At 63.3% G+C, this 16,836-nt stretch carries 12 protein-coding genes; all 12 read left to right on the top strand.

What is annotated here, in order from left to right; all coding sequences use genetic code 11:
• Positions 1–37: 37 nt before the first annotated feature.
• Positions 38–1,288, top strand: a complete 1,251-nt coding sequence (locus tag B0E51_RS18460; protein ID WP_077446348.1) for an FtsX-like permease family protein — start codon at positions 38–40, stop codon at positions 1,286–1,288.
• A gap of 51 nt (positions 1,289–1,339) precedes the next feature.
• A complete protein-coding gene (locus B0E51_RS18455) occupies positions 1,340–2,647 on the top strand; it encodes an ABC transporter permease (RefSeq protein WP_077446347.1) in 1,308 nt (435 codons plus the stop codon).
• A 7-nt stretch (positions 2,648–2,654) separates the two neighbouring features.
• On the top strand, positions 2,655–3,887 hold the full coding sequence (locus B0E51_RS18450) for an FtsX-like permease family protein (protein ID WP_077446346.1): 1,233 nt from the start codon (positions 2,655–2,657) through the stop codon (positions 3,885–3,887).
• 26 nt (positions 3,888–3,913) lie between these two features.
• Positions 3,914–5,236, top strand: coding sequence for an ABC transporter permease (locus B0E51_RS18445; protein ID WP_077446345.1), 1,323 nt, complete (start codon positions 3,914–3,916; stop codon positions 5,234–5,236).
• Positions 5,237–5,246: 10 nt separating this feature from the next.
• Complete coding sequence (locus B0E51_RS18440) at positions 5,247–6,461, top strand: FtsX-like permease family protein (RefSeq protein ID WP_077446344.1); 1,215 nt, start codon at positions 5,247–5,249, stop codon at positions 6,459–6,461.
• A 66-nt stretch (positions 6,462–6,527) separates the two neighbouring features.
• The gene (locus B0E51_RS18435) at positions 6,528–7,838 is read left to right on the top strand and encodes an ABC transporter permease (RefSeq protein WP_077446343.1); all 1,311 of its coding nucleotides are present in this window, start codon (positions 6,528–6,530) and stop codon (positions 7,836–7,838) included.
• A gap of 59 nt (positions 7,839–7,897) precedes the next feature.
• On the top strand, positions 7,898–9,103 hold the full coding sequence (locus tag B0E51_RS18430) for an FtsX-like permease family protein (protein WP_077446437.1): 1,206 nt from the start codon (positions 7,898–7,900) through the stop codon (positions 9,101–9,103).
• 56 nt (positions 9,104–9,159) lie between these two features.
• Positions 9,160–10,467, top strand: coding sequence for an ABC transporter permease (locus tag B0E51_RS18425; protein WP_077446342.1), 1,308 nt, complete (start codon positions 9,160–9,162; stop codon positions 10,465–10,467).
• 8 nt (positions 10,468–10,475) lie between these two features.
• A complete protein-coding gene (locus tag B0E51_RS18420) occupies positions 10,476–11,711 on the top strand; it encodes an FtsX-like permease family protein (RefSeq protein WP_174570703.1) in 1,236 nt (411 codons plus the stop codon).
• Between the two features lie 91 nt (positions 11,712–11,802).
• On the top strand, positions 11,803–13,647 hold the full coding sequence (locus B0E51_RS18415) for a DUF885 family protein (protein WP_077446436.1): 1,845 nt from the start codon (positions 11,803–11,805) through the stop codon (positions 13,645–13,647).
• 214 nt (positions 13,648–13,861) lie between these two features.
• The gene (locus B0E51_RS18410; protein ID WP_077446340.1) at positions 13,862–15,202 is read left to right on the top strand and encodes a sigma-54 dependent transcriptional regulator; all 1,341 of its coding nucleotides are present in this window, start codon (positions 13,862–13,864) and stop codon (positions 15,200–15,202) included.
• Between the two features lie 205 nt (positions 15,203–15,407).
• Positions 15,408–16,793 carry an ATP-binding protein gene (locus B0E51_RS18405; RefSeq protein ID WP_077446339.1) on the top strand — a complete coding sequence of 462 codons (1,386 nt, stop codon included), beginning with the start codon at positions 15,408–15,410 and terminating at the stop codon, positions 16,791–16,793.
• Positions 16,794–16,836: the final 43 nt, after the last annotated feature.

Raw genomic sequence — 16,836 nt, 5'->3', positions numbered from 1 at the left:
TCGGTTATTACCTTAAAAGGGCGCCAGTGAGCGCGGCATGACAGTGCATCCAATCATTGCTGCCTTGCGCAGGCACAAGGCCGGCGTGGTGCTGATTGCGCTGCAGATCGCGCTGACCCTGGCGATCGTCTGCAATGCGATTTTCATCATCGGCCAGCGCATCGAGCGGGTGAACCAGCCCACCGGCATGCACGAAGAGAACGATCTGTTCCTGATCACCCAGCAGTGGGTGGGTGCGCCCAGCGCAGATGATCCAGCCGGAGTGGAAAAGCTGGACAGCATGCAGCAGGCGGATCTGGCTGCCTTGCGCAACCTGCCGGACGTAGTTTCGGCGGCGCCGATCCGATCGCTGCCATTGCTTCATTCCGGTTCGGTCGGAGGCATCGGGCTGAAGCCTTTGCAGCAAAAGGACACGATCGACTCGAATTTCTACTATGGCGACGAGCAGGCGCTCCCGACCTTGGGCCTGCAGCTGATCGCAGGCCGTGCGTTTACCTCCGCCGATATCCAGCACAAGCCAATGCGCGACCAGAGTGAGCCGGTGCTTGCGATCATCACCCAGCCGATCGCAGACAAGCTGTTTCCACAGGGCAACGCCGTAGGCAAGGTGATTTATCTCGACAGCAGCAGCACACCAACCACCATTGTCGGCGTGGTCGCGCGACTGCAGAGCGCGGTCGATACCGCAGGCAGCAGCCTCACCTGGTATTCGGCCCTGTTCCCGGTCCGGCAGGATGCGAATTTCTCGCGCACTGTGGTGCGTGCAAAACCAGGGCGACTGGAAGCTGCGATGCTTGCAGTACGGCCCGCGCTGTATACGGTCAATCCCATGCGCGTGATCGATGAAGAGCATGGCGTGCGCTCCTTCGCGGATATTCGTGCCGATGCTTATCGAGCCGACCTGGGGATGGCGATACTGATGAGCGTGGTCTGCCTGATTCTGCTCAGCATCACTGCCGCCGGCATCGTCGGCCTCACCAGCTTCTGGGTCGGTCAGCGACAGCGGCAGATCGGCGTGCGACGCACATTGGGCGCACGCAAGATCGACATCCTGCATTACTTCCAGCTTGAAAACCTGTTGATTGCCGGCATCGGGGCCGCGATCGGCATCTTGCTCGCGCTCGGTCTCAATCTGTGGTTGATCATCCACTTCGAGATGGACCGCATGCCGGTGATCTATGTGCTTATCGGCGTGCTGGCGGTACTGGTGTTGGGGCAGGCCGCGGTGTTCGTGCCGGCCCGGCGCGCATCCAATGTGCCGCCGGTGGTGGCGACACGGGCGGTTTGATTCTGTGCCCACCTCCTTTCGCGGGAGGCGGGAGGCAAGGGGAGTTCGAGCATGTTTACCTATTATCTGGATCTGGCCCTGCGCAGTCTCAGGCGCAACAAGGCGCTCACCGCGCTGATGGTGCTGGCGATCGCGCTCGGCATCGGCGCCAGCATGACCACGCTGACCGTGCTGCATGTATTGTCCGGCGATCCGTTGCCCGGCAAGAGCGCACAGCTGTACTACCCGCAGGTCGATCCGCAGGACATCAAGGGCATGCTTCCGAACAAGGAGCCGCCGGATCAGGTCACCCTGATCGATGGCCTGAACCTGCTGCATGCCGGGCGCGCGGACCATCAAGCCTTGATGAGCGGCGGCTCGGTGCCGGTCCAGCCCGAACAGTCCTCGCTAGATCCGTTTTACGTTGAGGCGCGCTACACCACAGCGGATTTCTTCGCGATGTTCGACGCTCCATTCCTGTATGGCCACAACTGGACCGATGCGGAAGGCGAGGCCAAGGCGCGCGAGGTGGTGATCGCGAAATCGCTTAACGACAAGCTGTTTGCCGGTGCCAACAGCGTGGGCCGCACGCTGCGCATGGCGGGCACCTCCTTCCGCGTCGTGGGCGTGCTGGACAGCTGGCAGCCGAACCCGCATTTCTATGATCTCAATACCGGCTCCTACGCCTATGGCGAGCAGGTGTTCCTGCCGCTGCAGACCATGCTGGAGTTGCGGCTGGACCGCAACGGATCGACCGATTGCTGGGGCAATGGCGGCGGTGGCGTCGGCAGCATCCTGCCTTCGGATAGCTGCGTGTGGCTGCAGTTCTGGACGCAACTGGACAGCCCCGCGAAAGCAGCCGCGTACAAGGAGTTTCTGGTGCACTACTCGCAAGACCAGAAGGCTCTGGGCCGCTTTCAGCGCGCGCCCAACGTGCGCCTGCGCAGCGTGATGCAGTGGCTCGATTACCAGATGGTGGTACCCGACGACGTGCGCCTGCAGAACGGACTGGCGTTCGGCTTCCTGCTGGTGTGTCTGGTCAACACGGTGGGGCTGATGCTGGCCAAGTTCATGCGTCGTGCGGCTGAGTTGGGCGTGCGTCGTGCATTGGGTGCATCGCGGCGTGCGTTGTTCGCGCAGTTGCTGATCGAATCCGGCGTGGTCGGTCTGGTCGGCGGCATCGGTGGCCTTCTGCTGGCGATGTTCGGACTGTGGCTGGTACGACAGCGGCCTTCGGACTATGCCGTGCTGGCACACCTGGATCTGAGCATGCTGTTCACCACCTTCGTGCTGGCGGTGTGCGCCACCCTGCTGGCCGGCTTGCTTCCTGCCTGGCGCGCCTGCCAGATCGCACCCGCCCTGCAATTGAAGAGCAACTGAGGTGAGCATGGACATTCTTCCGATCCTTTCCACGCTGCGCCGGCACAAGCTCACGTCCTGGCTGCTGATCCTGGAGATCGCGCTGACCTGCGCGATCGTCTGCAACGCGGTGTTCCTGATCGGCCAGCGCCTGCAGCGCATGGACATGCCCAGCGGCGTGGCCGAACACGAGCTGCTGCAGATCCAGGTGGCCGACGTCACGACACCATCCAACCCGTATGCCCGCCTCGCCGAGGATGTGGCGGTACTCAGGCAGGTGCCGGGAGTGATTTCGGTGGCTTCCTCCAACCAGGTGCCGTTCGGCAGCTCGTCGTCGAACGGCAATATCCGGCTCGACCCCGCGCAGCCCGAGCGCACGCTCTTCGCCACCACCTACTTCGGCGAAAACCTGGTGCCGACGCTGGGCACGCGGCTGGTGTCCGGGCGCGACCTGCAGTCCGATGATTTCGTCGACGTGGAGACGGCGATGAAGGGGCTCGGCAACGGCGACAGCAAGAGCCTGCCGCATGTAACGCTGATCACCCAGACCTTGGCAGAGCGCCTATGGCCGGGACAGAACCCATTAGGCCGCATCATCTACCTCACGCCCGTGGTGGGCCTGCGTGTGGTCGGCGTGGTGGACAGCCTGGTGCGGCCGAATGCCTACGACACGGCCAAGGCGCAATACACCATGGTTGTGCCGCTGCGCATGGGCGCGAGCAAGGACCAGAGCTACCTGATCCGCACCCGGCCGGAAGACCGCGCGAACGTGCTGGCCGCCGCGCTGGCTGCACTGAAGAAGGCCGACCCGCAGCGCGTGGTGACCACCCAGCGCAGCTTCGATGAGGTGCGCCGGAAGTTTTTCCAGGACGACCGGGCAATGGCCGGCATGCTGGTCGGCGTAATCGCGGCGCTACTGACCGTTACCGCACTCGGCATCGTCGGTCTCGCCAGCTTCTGGGTGGCGCAGCGCCGTCGTACCATCGGCGTGCGCCGTGCGCTCGGTGCCACCCGCGGCAACATCCTGCACTACTTCCAGACCGAGAATTTCGTGCTGGCCACGTTCGGTATCGCGCTCGGCATGGTGCTGGCCTACGGCATCAACCTGTTCCTGATGAGCCACTACGAATTGCCGCGGCTTCCGGGCGTCTATTTCCCGGTAGGCGCCGTGCTGCTGTGGCTGATCGGACAGGTCGCAGTGCTCGGTCCGGCGCTGCGCGCCGCGGCGGTGCCGCCGGTGGTGGCGACGAGGTCGGTGTGATGCATTCCATGAATGGAGCTTGATGCATGTTTGCCTACTACCTGGATCTCGCACTGCGCAGCTTGAAGCGCAACAAGGTGTTGACGGCGTTGATGGTGATTGCCATTGCGGTCGGTATCGGCGCCAGCATGACCACGTTGACGGTGATGCACCTGCTGTCGGGCGATCCGCTGCCGGGCAAGAGCGGTACGTTGTTCTATCCGCAGGTCGATCCGGATCCCAGCCCGAAGGCGACGCACCTACCCTACGACATGATGGATTATCGCTCCGCGCTGGATCTGTGGAGCGCGCATCGCGCAGATCGTCAGGCGATGGTGACCAGCAGCCAGCTGCGCTTGACCGCGCCGCAGGTGAACCTGCCGCCGTTGATGGTGCAGATGCTGTCGACGACCAGTGATTTCTTTCCGATGTTCGACGTGCCGTTCCGCTATGGCAGCAGTTGGACGGCGCAGGACGACCAGAACCGTACACGGGTGGCGGTGATCTCGTCGAATCTCAACGACAAGCTTTTCAACGGTGCCAACAGCGTGGGTCGCACGCTGCGACTGAAGGATACCGATGTGCGTATCATCGGTGTGCTGGCGCCGTGGCGGCCCTCGCCGCAGTTCTACGACGTGACGGGCGGCCGCTTCTCCAACGGTGATACGGCGAGCTTCTACAGCAAGCCGGAGGATGTCTTCCTGCCGTTACAGAGTTCGCTGGAAATCAATGCCGGCGGCTTCCAGCCATTCACCTGCTGGAGCATGCCGGACGACCCGGTGCATCTGCAGAACTCGACCTGCGTGTGGGTGGCGTTGTGGGTGCAACTGGACAGCGCTGCGAAGGTCGATAGCTACCGACGTTTCGTGGCCGACTATGCAGCCCAGCAGAAAGCCTTGGGCCGCTTCGGGCATGCCGACAACACGCAGTTGCGCAGCCTGATGGCATGGCTCGACTTCAATCAGGTGGTGCCCAGCGATGTGCGCCTGCAGACGTGGCTTGCGTTTGCCTTTCTGCTGATCTGTCTTTTCAACACGGTGGGTCTGTTGCTGGCGAAGTTCCTGCGTCGCGCCGGCGAAATCGGCGTTCGCCGTGCGCTGGGTGCCAGCCGTGCGATGGTGTTTGCGCAATGCCTGGTCGAAGCCGGCCTGATCGGACTGCTCGGCGGCGCCGGCGGTCTGTTGCTGACCCTGCTTGGCCTGCGGCTGGTACGCAGCCAGCCGATCGAATATGCCGACCTGGTGCATCTGGATACGACGATGTTCCTGGCCACGTTCGCACTGGCTATCGCCGCCAGCCTGCTGGCCGGCGTGCTGCCCGCGCTACGCGCCAGCCGCATGGCGCCCAGCCTGCAATTGAAGACGCTCTGAGGAGGACATCATGCAGATCCAGCCTATCCTCGCCGCGCTGCGCCGCCATCGCCTGGCCAGCATCCTGATCGCACTGGAAATCGCGCTGGCCTGTGCGGTGCTGTGCAATGCCTGTTTCCTGATCGTCAGCCGCGTGCAGCAGACCCATGTCATCAGCGGTGTCGACGAGAACGCACTGGCTGCGATGAAACTGACCGGCTATGACCCAACGAAGGGTGTCGACCTCAACGCGCGCGTGCTCGATGGCCTCGCTAAACTTCCCGGCGTGCAGTCGGTCAGCGTGATCAACCAGGTGCCGTTCGGCGACCACGCCGGTACCGCTGGCATCACCACCGATGCCGACGGCAAGCACTTCGGCGGCGTGGTGGATCTCTATGTTGGCGGCCCCGGAAGCTTCAAGGCTCTGGGCGTGCAGATGGTCGCCGGCAGCGTGCCGCAGGCCGCCGATTACCAGCCCATCCATCAATTCGTGCCGGATGACTCCGCCGTATGGGTGACGCGTGCGCTGGCCGAGCATCTGTGGCCGGGCGCCGATCCGCTCGGCAAGGAATTCTGGAGTGACAAACTTCATTTTCGGGTGGTCGGTGTGCTGGCGCATCTGGCGCGTCCGTACGGTGGCGAGGGCGGCCCGAACACGATCGAATGGTCGGTATTCGTACCAGCGCAGCCGGGTGCGCAGCTTGCGGGCATGTATCTGCTGCGCGCCGATCCCGCGCAATTGCCACGGGTGTTGCGCGACGCCCGGGCGGCGATGGCCACCATCGCGCCCGATACGGTGATCGACAGCAAGGCGAGCCAGACCATCGGCAGCCTGCGTGCAAATTATTTTCGACAGGATCGCGTCATGGCCGGCATTCTCGTCGGCGTGATCGCTGCGTTGTTGCTGGTCACCGCGCTCGGCATCGTCGGCCTTGCCAGTTTCTGGGTGCAGCAGCGACGTCGGCAGATCGGCATCCGCCGTGCACTTGGCGCCAGCCGCGGCGACATCCTGAGCTACTTCCAGACCGAGAATTTCCTGATCGTCACGTTCGGCATTGGGCTGGGCATGCTGCTGGCGTTTGCGTTGAACCTGCTGCTGATGACGCACTACGAGTTGCCGCGGCTGCCGCTGTATTACCTGCCGGTCGGCGCATTGATTTTGTGGGGACTGGGCCAGCTCGCCGTACTCGGTCCGGCGCTGCGCGCGGCGGCGGTGCCGCCGGTGGTGGCAACGCGATCGGTGTGAAAGTTTGAAATGTCACTCCTCCCGATGATCTGGGAAGAGCCTGCACGGCAACGCGAAGGATCAACCATGTTCGCCTACTACCTCGATCTGGCACTGCGCAGCCTCAGGCGCAACAAGGTGCTCACCACGTTGATGGTGCTGGCACTGGCGCTGGGCATCGGCGCCACGATCACCACGCTGACCGTGCTCAAGCTGCTGTCGGGCGATCCGTTGCCGCAGAAGAGCGCGCAGTTGTTCTATCCGCAGCTCGATCCCTATCCCAAAGACCAGCCTTTCTCGCGCAGTGGAAAAAAGTTGCCGTGGCTCATGAGCTACATCGATGCCATGAATCTGCTGCATGCCCGCAAGGCGGAGCGGCAGGCGGTGATGGCGCTGTCGCAGGTCAAGCTGACGCCGCAGGGGCAGGGCGGAAAACCGTTCTATGCCGACGGGGTGCTGACCACGTCTGACTTCTTTCCGATGTTCGACGCACCATTCCAATACGGCGCTGGCTGGGGTTCGACGGACGACGAAAGCCGTGCGCAGGTCGTGGTGATCGCGGGTTTCCTCAATGACAAACTGTTCGGAGGTGCGAACAGCGTGGGGCGCACGATCCGCATCGAGGATCACGACTTCCGCATCATCGGCGTGCTGCGGCCCTGGGCGCCGCAGCCGCGCTTCTATGCGGTACATCTGGGCGGCCGCGATTACGGCAAGGGCGAGGCGGTGTTCATGCCCTTGCAGAGTGTGCGTGCCGATGGCATGACGCCGAACACGGTCATGTCGTACGGGCCGGAGCATACCGACATGCAGCATCTGGAGACCGCCCAAAGCATCTGGCTGGGCCTGTGGGTGCAGTTGTCCAGCGCCGACGAGGCCCCGGCCTACAAGCTGTTCCTGGGCAACTATGCGCAGCAGCAGGTTGCGCTGGGACGGTTCCAACTGTCCAGGGTGGGCTTGTGGGACCTCATGTCATGGCTGCGCAACGAACAGGTGGTGCCCGATGATGTGCGCCTGCAGGCCGGCATGGCACTCGGCTTCCTGCTGATCTGCGTGGTGAACACGGTCGGCCTGCTGTTGGCCAAGTGCCTGCGCCGCTCGCGCGAGATCGGCGTGCGCCGCGCGCTGGGTGCTTCGCGCGGCGCGATCTTCCTGCAGTTCATGGTTGAGGCCGGCATCGTCGGCGTGGCCGGCGGCGTGCTGGGTCTGGGCTTCGCCGAACTGGGCTTGTGGGGCATCCGCCACCAGCCGGCGCAGTACGCCAGCCTCGCGCATCTGGATCTGTCGATGTTCCTGTTCACCTTCGTGGTCGCGCTGGTTTCCAGCCTGGTCGCCGGCCTGCTGCCGGCGTGGCGCGCCTGCGTGGTCGCGCCCGCTCCGCAACTGAAAGCCAGTTGATGCGCTTTCCCTGCGCGTGAAAGTGGCCATCCATGGCCGCACTCTTCAAGGAAGCACACATGGAAATCCGTCCGATACTCGCCAGTCTGCGCAAGCACCGCATCCCGGCCGCTCTGATCGTGCTGGAGATCGCGCTGGCCTGCGCAGTGCTCTGCAATGCCGTCTTCATGATCGGCCAGCGCGTGGCCAGCATCCACTGGTCGAATGCGATCGACGAACAGGGCATCGCGGTGATCACCGTGAATGGGGCCGATCCGAAACTCGCCGCCAGCGAGATTCCACGCAACCTTGTCGCCTTGCGCGGCATCGCCGGCGTCACGGCGGTGGCCGCGGCAACCAGCATGCCGCTGGATCAGAATCCGGCCCTGTCGCCCTTCGTCGCCAAGCCGGATGCGAATACCACGGTGAACACATCGGTGTATTTCATCGGCAGCGACGGCGAGCGGGCCATGGGGCTGCGTTTGCTGCAGGGTCGGTGGTTCAATGCGGGCGAATATGCCGGCAGCGGTTTCAAGAATTTCAGCTCCACCGGCCATGTCGCGCTGGTCACGCAGAGCGACGCGAACAGGTTGTGGCCAGGTCAGAGCGCACTGGGCAAGACCTTGTATTCCAACGCCACGGGCTGGACGGTCGTGGGTGTGGTCGCTGACGTGCTGGCACAGGACCCCAAATTCAGCGGTCCCGGCGGCATGTATTCCAGCGTGTTCTTTCCTTTGCAACCCGACGGGGTGATGGGCGACTACATGTTGCGCAGCACACCGCAGGATCGCGAGCGCGTCGTGCGCGAGGCGGTGCAGGTGCTGGGCAAGCTGCAGCCGGGTGCCGTTGTGGAAGGGAAGACTTATGCCGGAATGCGTTCCGACTATTTCGCCGATAGCAACAGCATGGTGTGGATGCTGGTGCTGGTGTGCGTGGTGATGCTGGCGGTGACGGCCTTCGGCATCGTCGGCCTGACCAGTTTCTGGGTGCAGCAGCGACGGCGACAGATCGGCATCCGCCGTGCCGTGGGTGCCACGCGCGGACATATCCTCAGCTATTTCCGTACCGAGAATTTCCTGCTCAGTACGACAGGTACCCTAATCGGCGTGATGCTGGCGTTCGGCATCAACCTGTACCTGATGGAGCACTACGAGATGAATCGCATGCCCTGGTATTACCTGCCCGGCAGCGCGATCGCACTGTGGCTTCTTGGCCAGCTTGCCGTGTTCGGTCCGGCGCGGCGTGCGGCAGCGGTGCCACCGGTGGTGGCGACGCGGTCGGTGTGACGAGTAGAAGTCGGTAAGGGCGTCCGATGCTTTCAACCATTGCAGGAATACATGGAATGTTCGGCTATTACCTCGATCTGGCGTTACGCAGCCTGAAGCGCAACAAGGTGCTCACCGCACTGATGGTGCTGGCGATCGGACTGGGCATCGGTGCCAGCATGACGATGCTCACCGTGCTGCATGTGATGTCGGGCGATCCCCTGCCGGAACGCAGCGGCCAGCTGTATTGCCCGCAGCTCGATCCGTTGCCGCTGAAGTATCAGCAAAGTGCATACGGTCCAGACCCGCGCTTGAATTTCACCTGGCCAGATGCAATGGCCCTGGTGGCGGCGCATCGCGCCGAGCGGCAGGCGGCGATGGCCGGTGGAGCCCTGCTGATACGACCGGCGCAAGCAGGACTGCGGCCGTTCTACGTCGATGGTCGCTATGCCACCACCGATTTCTTTGCGATGTTCGGCGTGCCGTTCCTGCGCGGCCAGGGCTGGTCGGCGGCGGATGATGCGGGACGAACACGCGTCGTGGTGCTGAGCGACACACTCAGTCGCAAGCTGTTTGGAACCGACGACAGCATCGGTCGCATGGTGCGATTCGGTGACGCCGACTTGCGTGTCATCGGTGTCAGCGCCGACTGGCAACCGAAGCCGATGTTCTATGCGGATGCCTCAGCCAAGGTGTTCGATGATGCCGACCAGTTCTTCCTGCCGTTGTCGACGGCGCTGGACCTGAAGTTCGATACCAATAGCAACCAGTCGAGCTGGTCCTCGTTCGAAGGTGACATGAAAAGCCCGGTACTCACCTGGTTGCAGGTGTGGGTGCAGTTGAAGGATGCGGCGCAGGTTGCTGCATATCGGCAGTTCCTGATCGACTACTCGGCGCAACAGAAGGCGTTGGGCCGTTTCGAGCGGCCGCCAACCCAGGCCCGACTCTACGGACTGATGAACTGGCTGGATCGCCAGAATCTGGTGCCAGCCGACGTCCGCCTGCAGCTGTGGCTGGCGCTCGGTTTCCTGCTGGTATGCATGATCAACATCGTGGCGTTGTTGCTGGCGAAGTTTCTGCGCCGCAGTGGTGAGGTCAGTGTCCGGCGTGCGCTGGGTGCGCGGCGGCGCGACATCTTCCTGCAGTTCGGCATCGAGTCGGCGGTGATCGGTCTGGCCGGCGGTGTGTTGGGGCTGGCCATTGCCCAGCTGGGGTTGTGGAGTGTGCGGCATCGTCCCGACGATTATGCGCATCTGGCGCAGATGGACGTCTCCATGTTGATCGGCACCTTCGTGCTCGCGATGCTGGCAAGCGTGCTGGCCGGTCTGTTGCCGGCCTGGCGTGCCTGCCGTATAGCGCCTGCGCTGCAGCTGAAGACCCTCTAGGAATGATCATGCAACTGCGACCGATTCTTTCCAGCCTGAGTCACCACAAGCTCACCGCGTCGCTGCTGATGCTGCAGGTGGCGCTGACCTGCGCGATCGTCTGCAACGTGGTGTTCATGATCGCCAACCGGGTGGAGCAGGTCACGTTGCCCAGCGGCGTCGACGAAGCCGGGTTGTCGATGCTCAACAGCGAATCCATCGATAAAAGCGAAAACAGGCTCGCGCGCCACGCCGCTGATCTGGCCGGGTTGCGCGCAGTTCCTGGCGTCACGGCGGCGGTGGCTGTCGATACGTTGCCACTGGGGCGAGACGAATCGTCTTATGGCACCTGCGCCAGTGCCGAGGACTTGGCCAAGGCGATCGCTGCCCGGTCGATGATGCGTGACGGCCTTTGCGTGCAACCGGCTGTTTATGGCGGCACCCAGGGCGAAGTCGGGGCGCTGGGACTGCATCTGATCGCAGGACGCGATTTCCGTGCCGATGAATATGTGGCCGGCTCGGACGTGCACGTGGCGATCCTCAGTCGTGCGCTTGCAGAAAAGCTCTACCCCGGCAAGGACGCGCTGGGTCAGAGCGTCTATGCCGGTGGCGCCAAGCCGATTCGTGTCATCGGCATCGTTGATACCTTGTTGCGTCCCCACTTGCGTGCGCCGGAAGTGAACCAGTACGCGATGCTGTTTCCCATGTTGCCGAACGACGGCGAGGTGACATACCTGTTGCGCAGTGCGCCGCAGGATCGCGAACGCGTGCTGCGGATGGCCGCAGAGAAGCTCCAACAGCTCAGTCCCGAACGGATCATTCCGGCAAGCGGCATGCGTACCTATGCCCAGATGCGCGAGGCGTACTTTCAGCGCGACACCACCATGATCGGCCTGTTGCTGGCATCCGGATTCGGCCTGCTGTTTGTCACTGCATTGGGCATCACCGGGCTGGCGAATTTCTGGGTGCAGCAGCGCCGCCGCAGCATCGGCATACGCCGTGCGATCGGTGCCACCCGCGGCGACACCCTGCGTTACTTCCAGACCGAGAACTTCCTGATCGTCAGCGGTGGCATAGCATTGGGCACGCTGCTGGCGTTCGTGTTGAACGCTGCGCTGATGACGCAGTACGAGCTGCCGCGACTGCCGTGGCATTACCTGCCGATCGGCGCGCTGGTCTTGTGGGGACTTGGTCAGCTGGCGGTGCTCGGCCCGGCGTTGCGCGCGGCAGCCGTACCCCCGGTGGTGGCAACGCAGTCGGTGTAAGTACCATGCAATCTGGCACGGGAGGATGCGTCTCGTGGCAGTCACAATGAGTGTTCATGAGCCCATGAACATGCCCTGGAGAATGCGCCTGATGAAGACCTTGCCATTGCTGATTTGTGCGAGCCTGCTGGGCTCGGTGACCGTGATTTCATCCACTGCGATTTCACCAGTGCAGGCCGCGTCAGCGGTGCAGTCTGCGCAGACGGATGTGGCGACCCGGGTGAAGGCGCTCAATGCGCTGCTGGCGGAGCAATGGCAGCACACGCTGCAGAACAGCCCCGAGTTCGCGACGATCCTGGGCGACCTGCGTTACAACGATCGCTGGAGCGACCTCTCGCTGGCGCATGCAGCAGCCGAGCGCCAGTCCACGGCGGATTTTCTCAAGCGCTTCAATGCGATCGACACCAGCGGTTTCTCCGATACCGACAAACTCAACCAGCAGCTGATGGTTCGGCAGCTCAAGGACAGTCTGAAGGCCTACGACCTCAAGTTGAACGAAATGCCGCTGGATCAAATGAGCGGCGCACACCTGGCACTTGCGGGCTTCGTCAGCTCGATCCCGTTCGACAATACCAAGGAGTACGAAGATTACCTTGCCCGCCTCAAGGCGGTGCCGCAGGGCTTCGACCAGGTCATCGGCGTGGCCAGACAGGGCATGCACGACAAGATGATGCCGCCGAAGTATCTGCTGGAAAAGGTGGTCACGCAGATCGACAGCATCGGGAAGCCGGCCGGCATGGACAGCGTGTTTGCCGAGCCCCTGAAGCATTTCCCGAAGTCGGTTTCTGAGGCCGACCAGAAGCGTCTGCACGACGAGATCCTCGCTGCGATCGACAATGACGTACGCCCGGCCTACCGCAAGCTGGGCGAGTTCGTGGCCAGGGATTACGCACCGCACGGCCGAGCCGAGCCGGGTGTGTGGGACTTGCCGAATGGCGACGCGATCTATCGCTACGACGTGGAGCAGATGACCACCACCGAGAAGGCCCCGCAGCAGATCCACGAATTGGGCCTGGACGAGGTCAAGCGGATCGAGGGCGAGATGACGAAGATCGCGAAGTCGCAGGGCTTCGCCGACCTGGCCAGCTTCCGCGCCTCGCTGAAGAGCAATCCGAAGACGCACGCCACCTCACGCGACGACATCCTCAACCGTTATCGCGGCTATCTGGCACAGATGCAGCCCGAATTGCCGAAACTGTTCGGCATGTTGCCGAAGACCAAGGTCGAAGTGGTGCCGGTCGAAGCGTTCCGCGAGAAAGAAGCCGCGGCTGCCGAATACCACCAGGGCACACCGGATGGTTCGCGGCCGGGTCAGATCTTCGTCAACACCGGCGATTTCGCCAATCGCAGCGTGCTGACGATCGAGTCGACCTCGTATCACGAAGGCGTTCCCGGCCATCACCTGCAGATCTCGATCGCGCAGACGCTGCCGGCGCTGCCGCCGTTCCGTCAGCAGGCTGGCTATACCGCCTACATCGAGGGCTGGGCGCTGTATTCGGAGCAGTTGGGCAAGGACATCGGTTTCTACAAGGATCCGCTGTCTGACTATGGCCGCCTGTCCGATGAACTGCTGCGTGCCGATCGCCTGGTGCTCGATACCGGCGTGCACTACAAGCACTGGACGCGTCAGCAGATGGTGGACTTCTTCCACGCGCATTCCAGCGAGGATGAGCCGGACGTGCAAGCCGAGACCGATCGCTACATCACCTGGCCGGCTCAGGCTCTGGCCTACAAGACGGGTGAGCTGAAGATCCTCGAACTGCGCGCACGGGCGAAGCAGGAGCTGGGCGACCAGTTCGACATCCGTGCCTTCCACGACGAGATCCTCGGTGGTGGTGCGCTGCCGCTGGACGTGCTGGAGACGCGGGTCAACGACTGGATCGCCGCGGTGAAGGCAGGCAAGGCACCGGCACATCCGGTGGCTGTGGCAGGGTAAGACGGCGGCCTGGATCGGTTAGTCTGTGCCTTCGCACAACTTGCCTCGACGGGAGCGGTTTCAATCGTGATTGAAACCGCTCCGATGCTTGCGGAGACCATCAGCTTGCCAGGATGGACCCGGCAGGCCGGGGCAAGTTGTCGTTGACTAGTCCGGTAGTCATGGCAACCTTTGTGAGCGGAGCGGCATCCATGTCCGCATGTGCAGAAGAAAAATGCGAACAGTCCTGATCATCGACGACAACCCGGCCGTGGGCGAGGCGCTCTCGCTGGCGCTGTCGTTGCACGAAATCCGTCCGCTTGCTGCACTGACACCTGACGAAGGGCTGGCGCTGCTGCAGCGCGAAGCGGTCGACGTGGTGATCCAGGACATGAATTTCACCGCCGACACTACCTCGGGCGCCGAGGGTGTGGCCTTGTTCCGGGCGATCCGTGACCGTCATCCGGATTTGCCGGTCATTCTGTTGACCGCGTGGACGCATCTGGAAACCGCGGTGGAGCTGGTCAAAGCCGGTGCGGCCGACTACCTGGGCAAGCCGTGGGACGACCACAAGCTGCTGGCCACGGTGGAAAACCTGCTGGAGCTGTCCGAATCCACCCGCGAGATGACGCGCAGCCGGCGTGAGCGCCGCCAGCGTCGCGAGCAGTTGCAGCACAAGTACGATCTGGATGGTCTGGTGTTCGCCTCCGAGGCGATGGCGCGCACGCTGGAGCTGGCCTGCCAGATCGCGCGCTCGGACGTTCCGGTGCTGATTACCGGCCCGAACGGCACCGGCAAGGAACGCATCGCGTCGATCGTGCATGCGAATTCGGCAGTGAAGCGCGGCGCGTTCATAGCAGTGAATTGCGGTGCATTGCCGGGTGAGCTGATCGAGGCCGAACTGTTTGGCGCCGATGCAGGCGCCTATACCGGCGCGAACAAGGCGCGCGAGGGTCGCTTCGAGCTGGCCGATGGCGGCACGCTGTTCCTCGACGAAATCGGCAACCTGCCGCTGCCCGGTCAGATGAAATTGCTGCGGGTGCTGGAAACCGGCCAGTTCGAGCGGCTCGGCTCCGGTCGCACGCGCCAGGTCAAGGTGCGCGTGCTCAGCGCGACCAATGCCGATCTCAAGGCGATGATCCGTGCCGGCACCTTCCGCGAGGATCTGTATTACCGGCTCAACGTGATCGAGGTGAACCTGCCGTCACTGACCGAGCGCAGCGATGACATCCTGCCGTTGGCCGAATTCTTTCTGGACGGCCGCGCTGAACTCGGTGATGCCGCGCGCGAAGCCTTGCTGGGCTATCCGTGGCCGGGCAACGTGCGTGAATTGAAGAACGCGATCGAGCGTGCCGCACTGCTTACCGGCAGCAGTCCGATCACGCCCGAGCTGCTGAACCTGCCGCAGCATGTGGCGGCCACGGCGCGCAATCTCGACGAACCCAGCCGCGAAGCAGTGGAAACCGCCCTGCACAAGGCCGACGGTGTCGTCAGCCGGGCGGCACAAAGCCTGGGCCTGTCGCGGCAGGCACTGTATCGCCGGATGGAACGTTATGGCTTGGCGGCTCCGGCTTGAGCCGTGCTGACATCATCGTGCTTGTCGCGACCGACGCGACGTACAAAGATGCCGGCATTCAGCGGGAGCGGCGCCGTGTGTTAACGCATTTTCATGTTTGTTCCGGCATGCAAGACCCTGCTGACGGTCGGCAGGTATCACCTCCCGATGATCGCTGGTGCGGGATGCCATTGATACTACGCCCGACCATCGTGGAGCTCGCTTGATGTGGCGTCATCTGAACTCGCTGCGTGGGCGGCTTACCGTGCTGTTGCTGACCGCCAGCCTTGCTGGCGCGCTGGTCTACGCCGGCGTGACGCAATGGCCGTTGCCGCAGTTGCTGCTGTGGTTGCGCAAGGATCTTGCAGTGACGATACGCGCGCCGATGCAGCTGGGTATCTATGGTGGCCTGCTGGTCAGCGTGGTTTTCCTGCTGCCGCTGGCGTTCTGGCTGGCTGGTCTGGTGATGGCGCCGGTGAGCCGGTTGCTGCGTGCACTGGAAGGTGCAGTGGCCAGCTACCGCGACGGTGATTTCAGCTTCTCCATCGCGGTGAACCGGCGTGACGAGCTGGGCGAACTGATCCGCATGCACAACGCGCTTGGGCAGACCTTGCGCGAACAGCGCCAGCACCTGGTGCAACGCGAGTTGCTGCTGGACACGGTGGTGCAGAACACACCGGTGGCGCTGGTGCTGACCGATGCAGCTGGCCGTGTCGCCTACTCGAACATCGCCTCACGGCACCTGTTCAACGAAGGGCGCAACCTGAACGGGCTGGATTTTTCCGAGCTGCTGGCCGATGCGCCGGAGGCGCTGCGCCGCGCGGTGGAAAGCGGCGAGGATGCCTTGCTCAGCGTGGACATGGACGGCAGCGAGGAAACCTTCCATTTGTCGCAGCGTGCATTTCGCCTGCAGGGGCGTCCGCATCGGTTGCAGCTGTTCCGGCGCATGACGCGCGAGCTGTCGCGGCAGGAAGTGGCCACCTGGAAACGGGTGATCCGGGTGATCAGCCACGAGCTCAACAATTCGCTGGCGCCGATTTCCTCGCTGGCGCATTCCGGTGCCGAACTGGCACGGCGTGGCCATCTCGATCGCCTGCCCAGCGTGTTCGCCACCATCAGCGAACGCGCGTTGCACCTGCACGGTTTCATCGCCGGTTACGCCAGCTTCGCCAAGCTGCCGACGCCGCAGCCGATAGCGGTGACGTGGACACCGTTCCTCGACGGGCTGGCCCTGCATTGCCGCTACCGGCTTGAAGTGCCGGCGCCAGCGCAGCCCGGCCGTTTCGATCCAGTGCAGATCGAGCAGGTGCTGATAAACCTGATCAAGAATGCGCACGAGTCGGGCGGTGTGGACGATGAGGTGACGCTCGCCATTCATGACCTGGGGCGCGAGCTGCGCATCGATGTGGCGGATCGCGGCCCAGGCATGAGTGAAACCGTGCTGTCGCAGGCGCTGTTGCCGTTCTATTCGACCAAGCGCTCCGGCACCGGGCTGGGCTTGGCGCTGGCGCGCGAAATCACCGAGGCGCATGGCGGCCGGGTGCTGCTGGCCAATCGAGAGGGTGGCGGTTTGCGGGTAAGTCTGCTGTTGCCGCAGGTGACATCGAGATAGCGGCTGGCTCGCCTATACTCCAGTCTTATTCTAAGGATAGGGA

It is taken from the genome of Rhodanobacter sp. C05, from assembly GCF_002001165.1.
Taxonomy (GTDB): Bacteria; Pseudomonadota; Gammaproteobacteria; order Xanthomonadales; family Rhodanobacteraceae; genus Rhodanobacter.
Note: the sequence above shows the minus strand (reverse complement) of the source record. Positions and strands in the feature narration are given on the sequence as shown.

Bases quoted from the DNA above. Each gene is read 5' to 3' on its own strand.
- B0E51_RS18460 (WP_077446348.1), top strand. From the start codon at position 38: ATGACAGTGCATCCAATCATTGCTGCCTTGCGCAGGCACAAGGCCGGC.
- B0E51_RS18455 (WP_077446347.1), top strand. From the start codon at position 1,340: ATGTTTACCTATTATCTGGATCTGGCCCTGCGCAGTCTCAGGCGCAAC.
- B0E51_RS18450 (WP_077446346.1), top strand. From the start codon at position 2,655: ATGGACATTCTTCCGATCCTTTCCACGCTGCGCCGGCACAAGCTCACG.
- B0E51_RS18445 (WP_077446345.1), top strand. From the start codon at position 3,914: ATGTTTGCCTACTACCTGGATCTCGCACTGCGCAGCTTGAAGCGCAAC.
- B0E51_RS18440 (WP_077446344.1), top strand. From the start codon at position 5,247: ATGCAGATCCAGCCTATCCTCGCCGCGCTGCGCCGCCATCGCCTGGCC.
- B0E51_RS18435 (WP_077446343.1), top strand. From the start codon at position 6,528: ATGTTCGCCTACTACCTCGATCTGGCACTGCGCAGCCTCAGGCGCAAC.
- B0E51_RS18430 (WP_077446437.1), top strand. From the start codon at position 7,898: ATGGAAATCCGTCCGATACTCGCCAGTCTGCGCAAGCACCGCATCCCG.
- B0E51_RS18425 (WP_077446342.1), top strand. From the start codon at position 9,160: ATGTTCGGCTATTACCTCGATCTGGCGTTACGCAGCCTGAAGCGCAAC.
- B0E51_RS18420 (WP_174570703.1), top strand. From the start codon at position 10,476: ATGCAACTGCGACCGATTCTTTCCAGCCTGAGTCACCACAAGCTCACC.
- B0E51_RS18415 (WP_077446436.1), top strand. From the start codon at position 11,803: ATGAAGACCTTGCCATTGCTGATTTGTGCGAGCCTGCTGGGCTCGGTG.
- B0E51_RS18410 (WP_077446340.1), top strand. From the start codon at position 13,862: ATGCGAACAGTCCTGATCATCGACGACAACCCGGCCGTGGGCGAGGCG.
- B0E51_RS18405 (WP_077446339.1), top strand. From the start codon at position 15,408: ATGTGGCGTCATCTGAACTCGCTGCGTGGGCGGCTTACCGTGCTGTTG.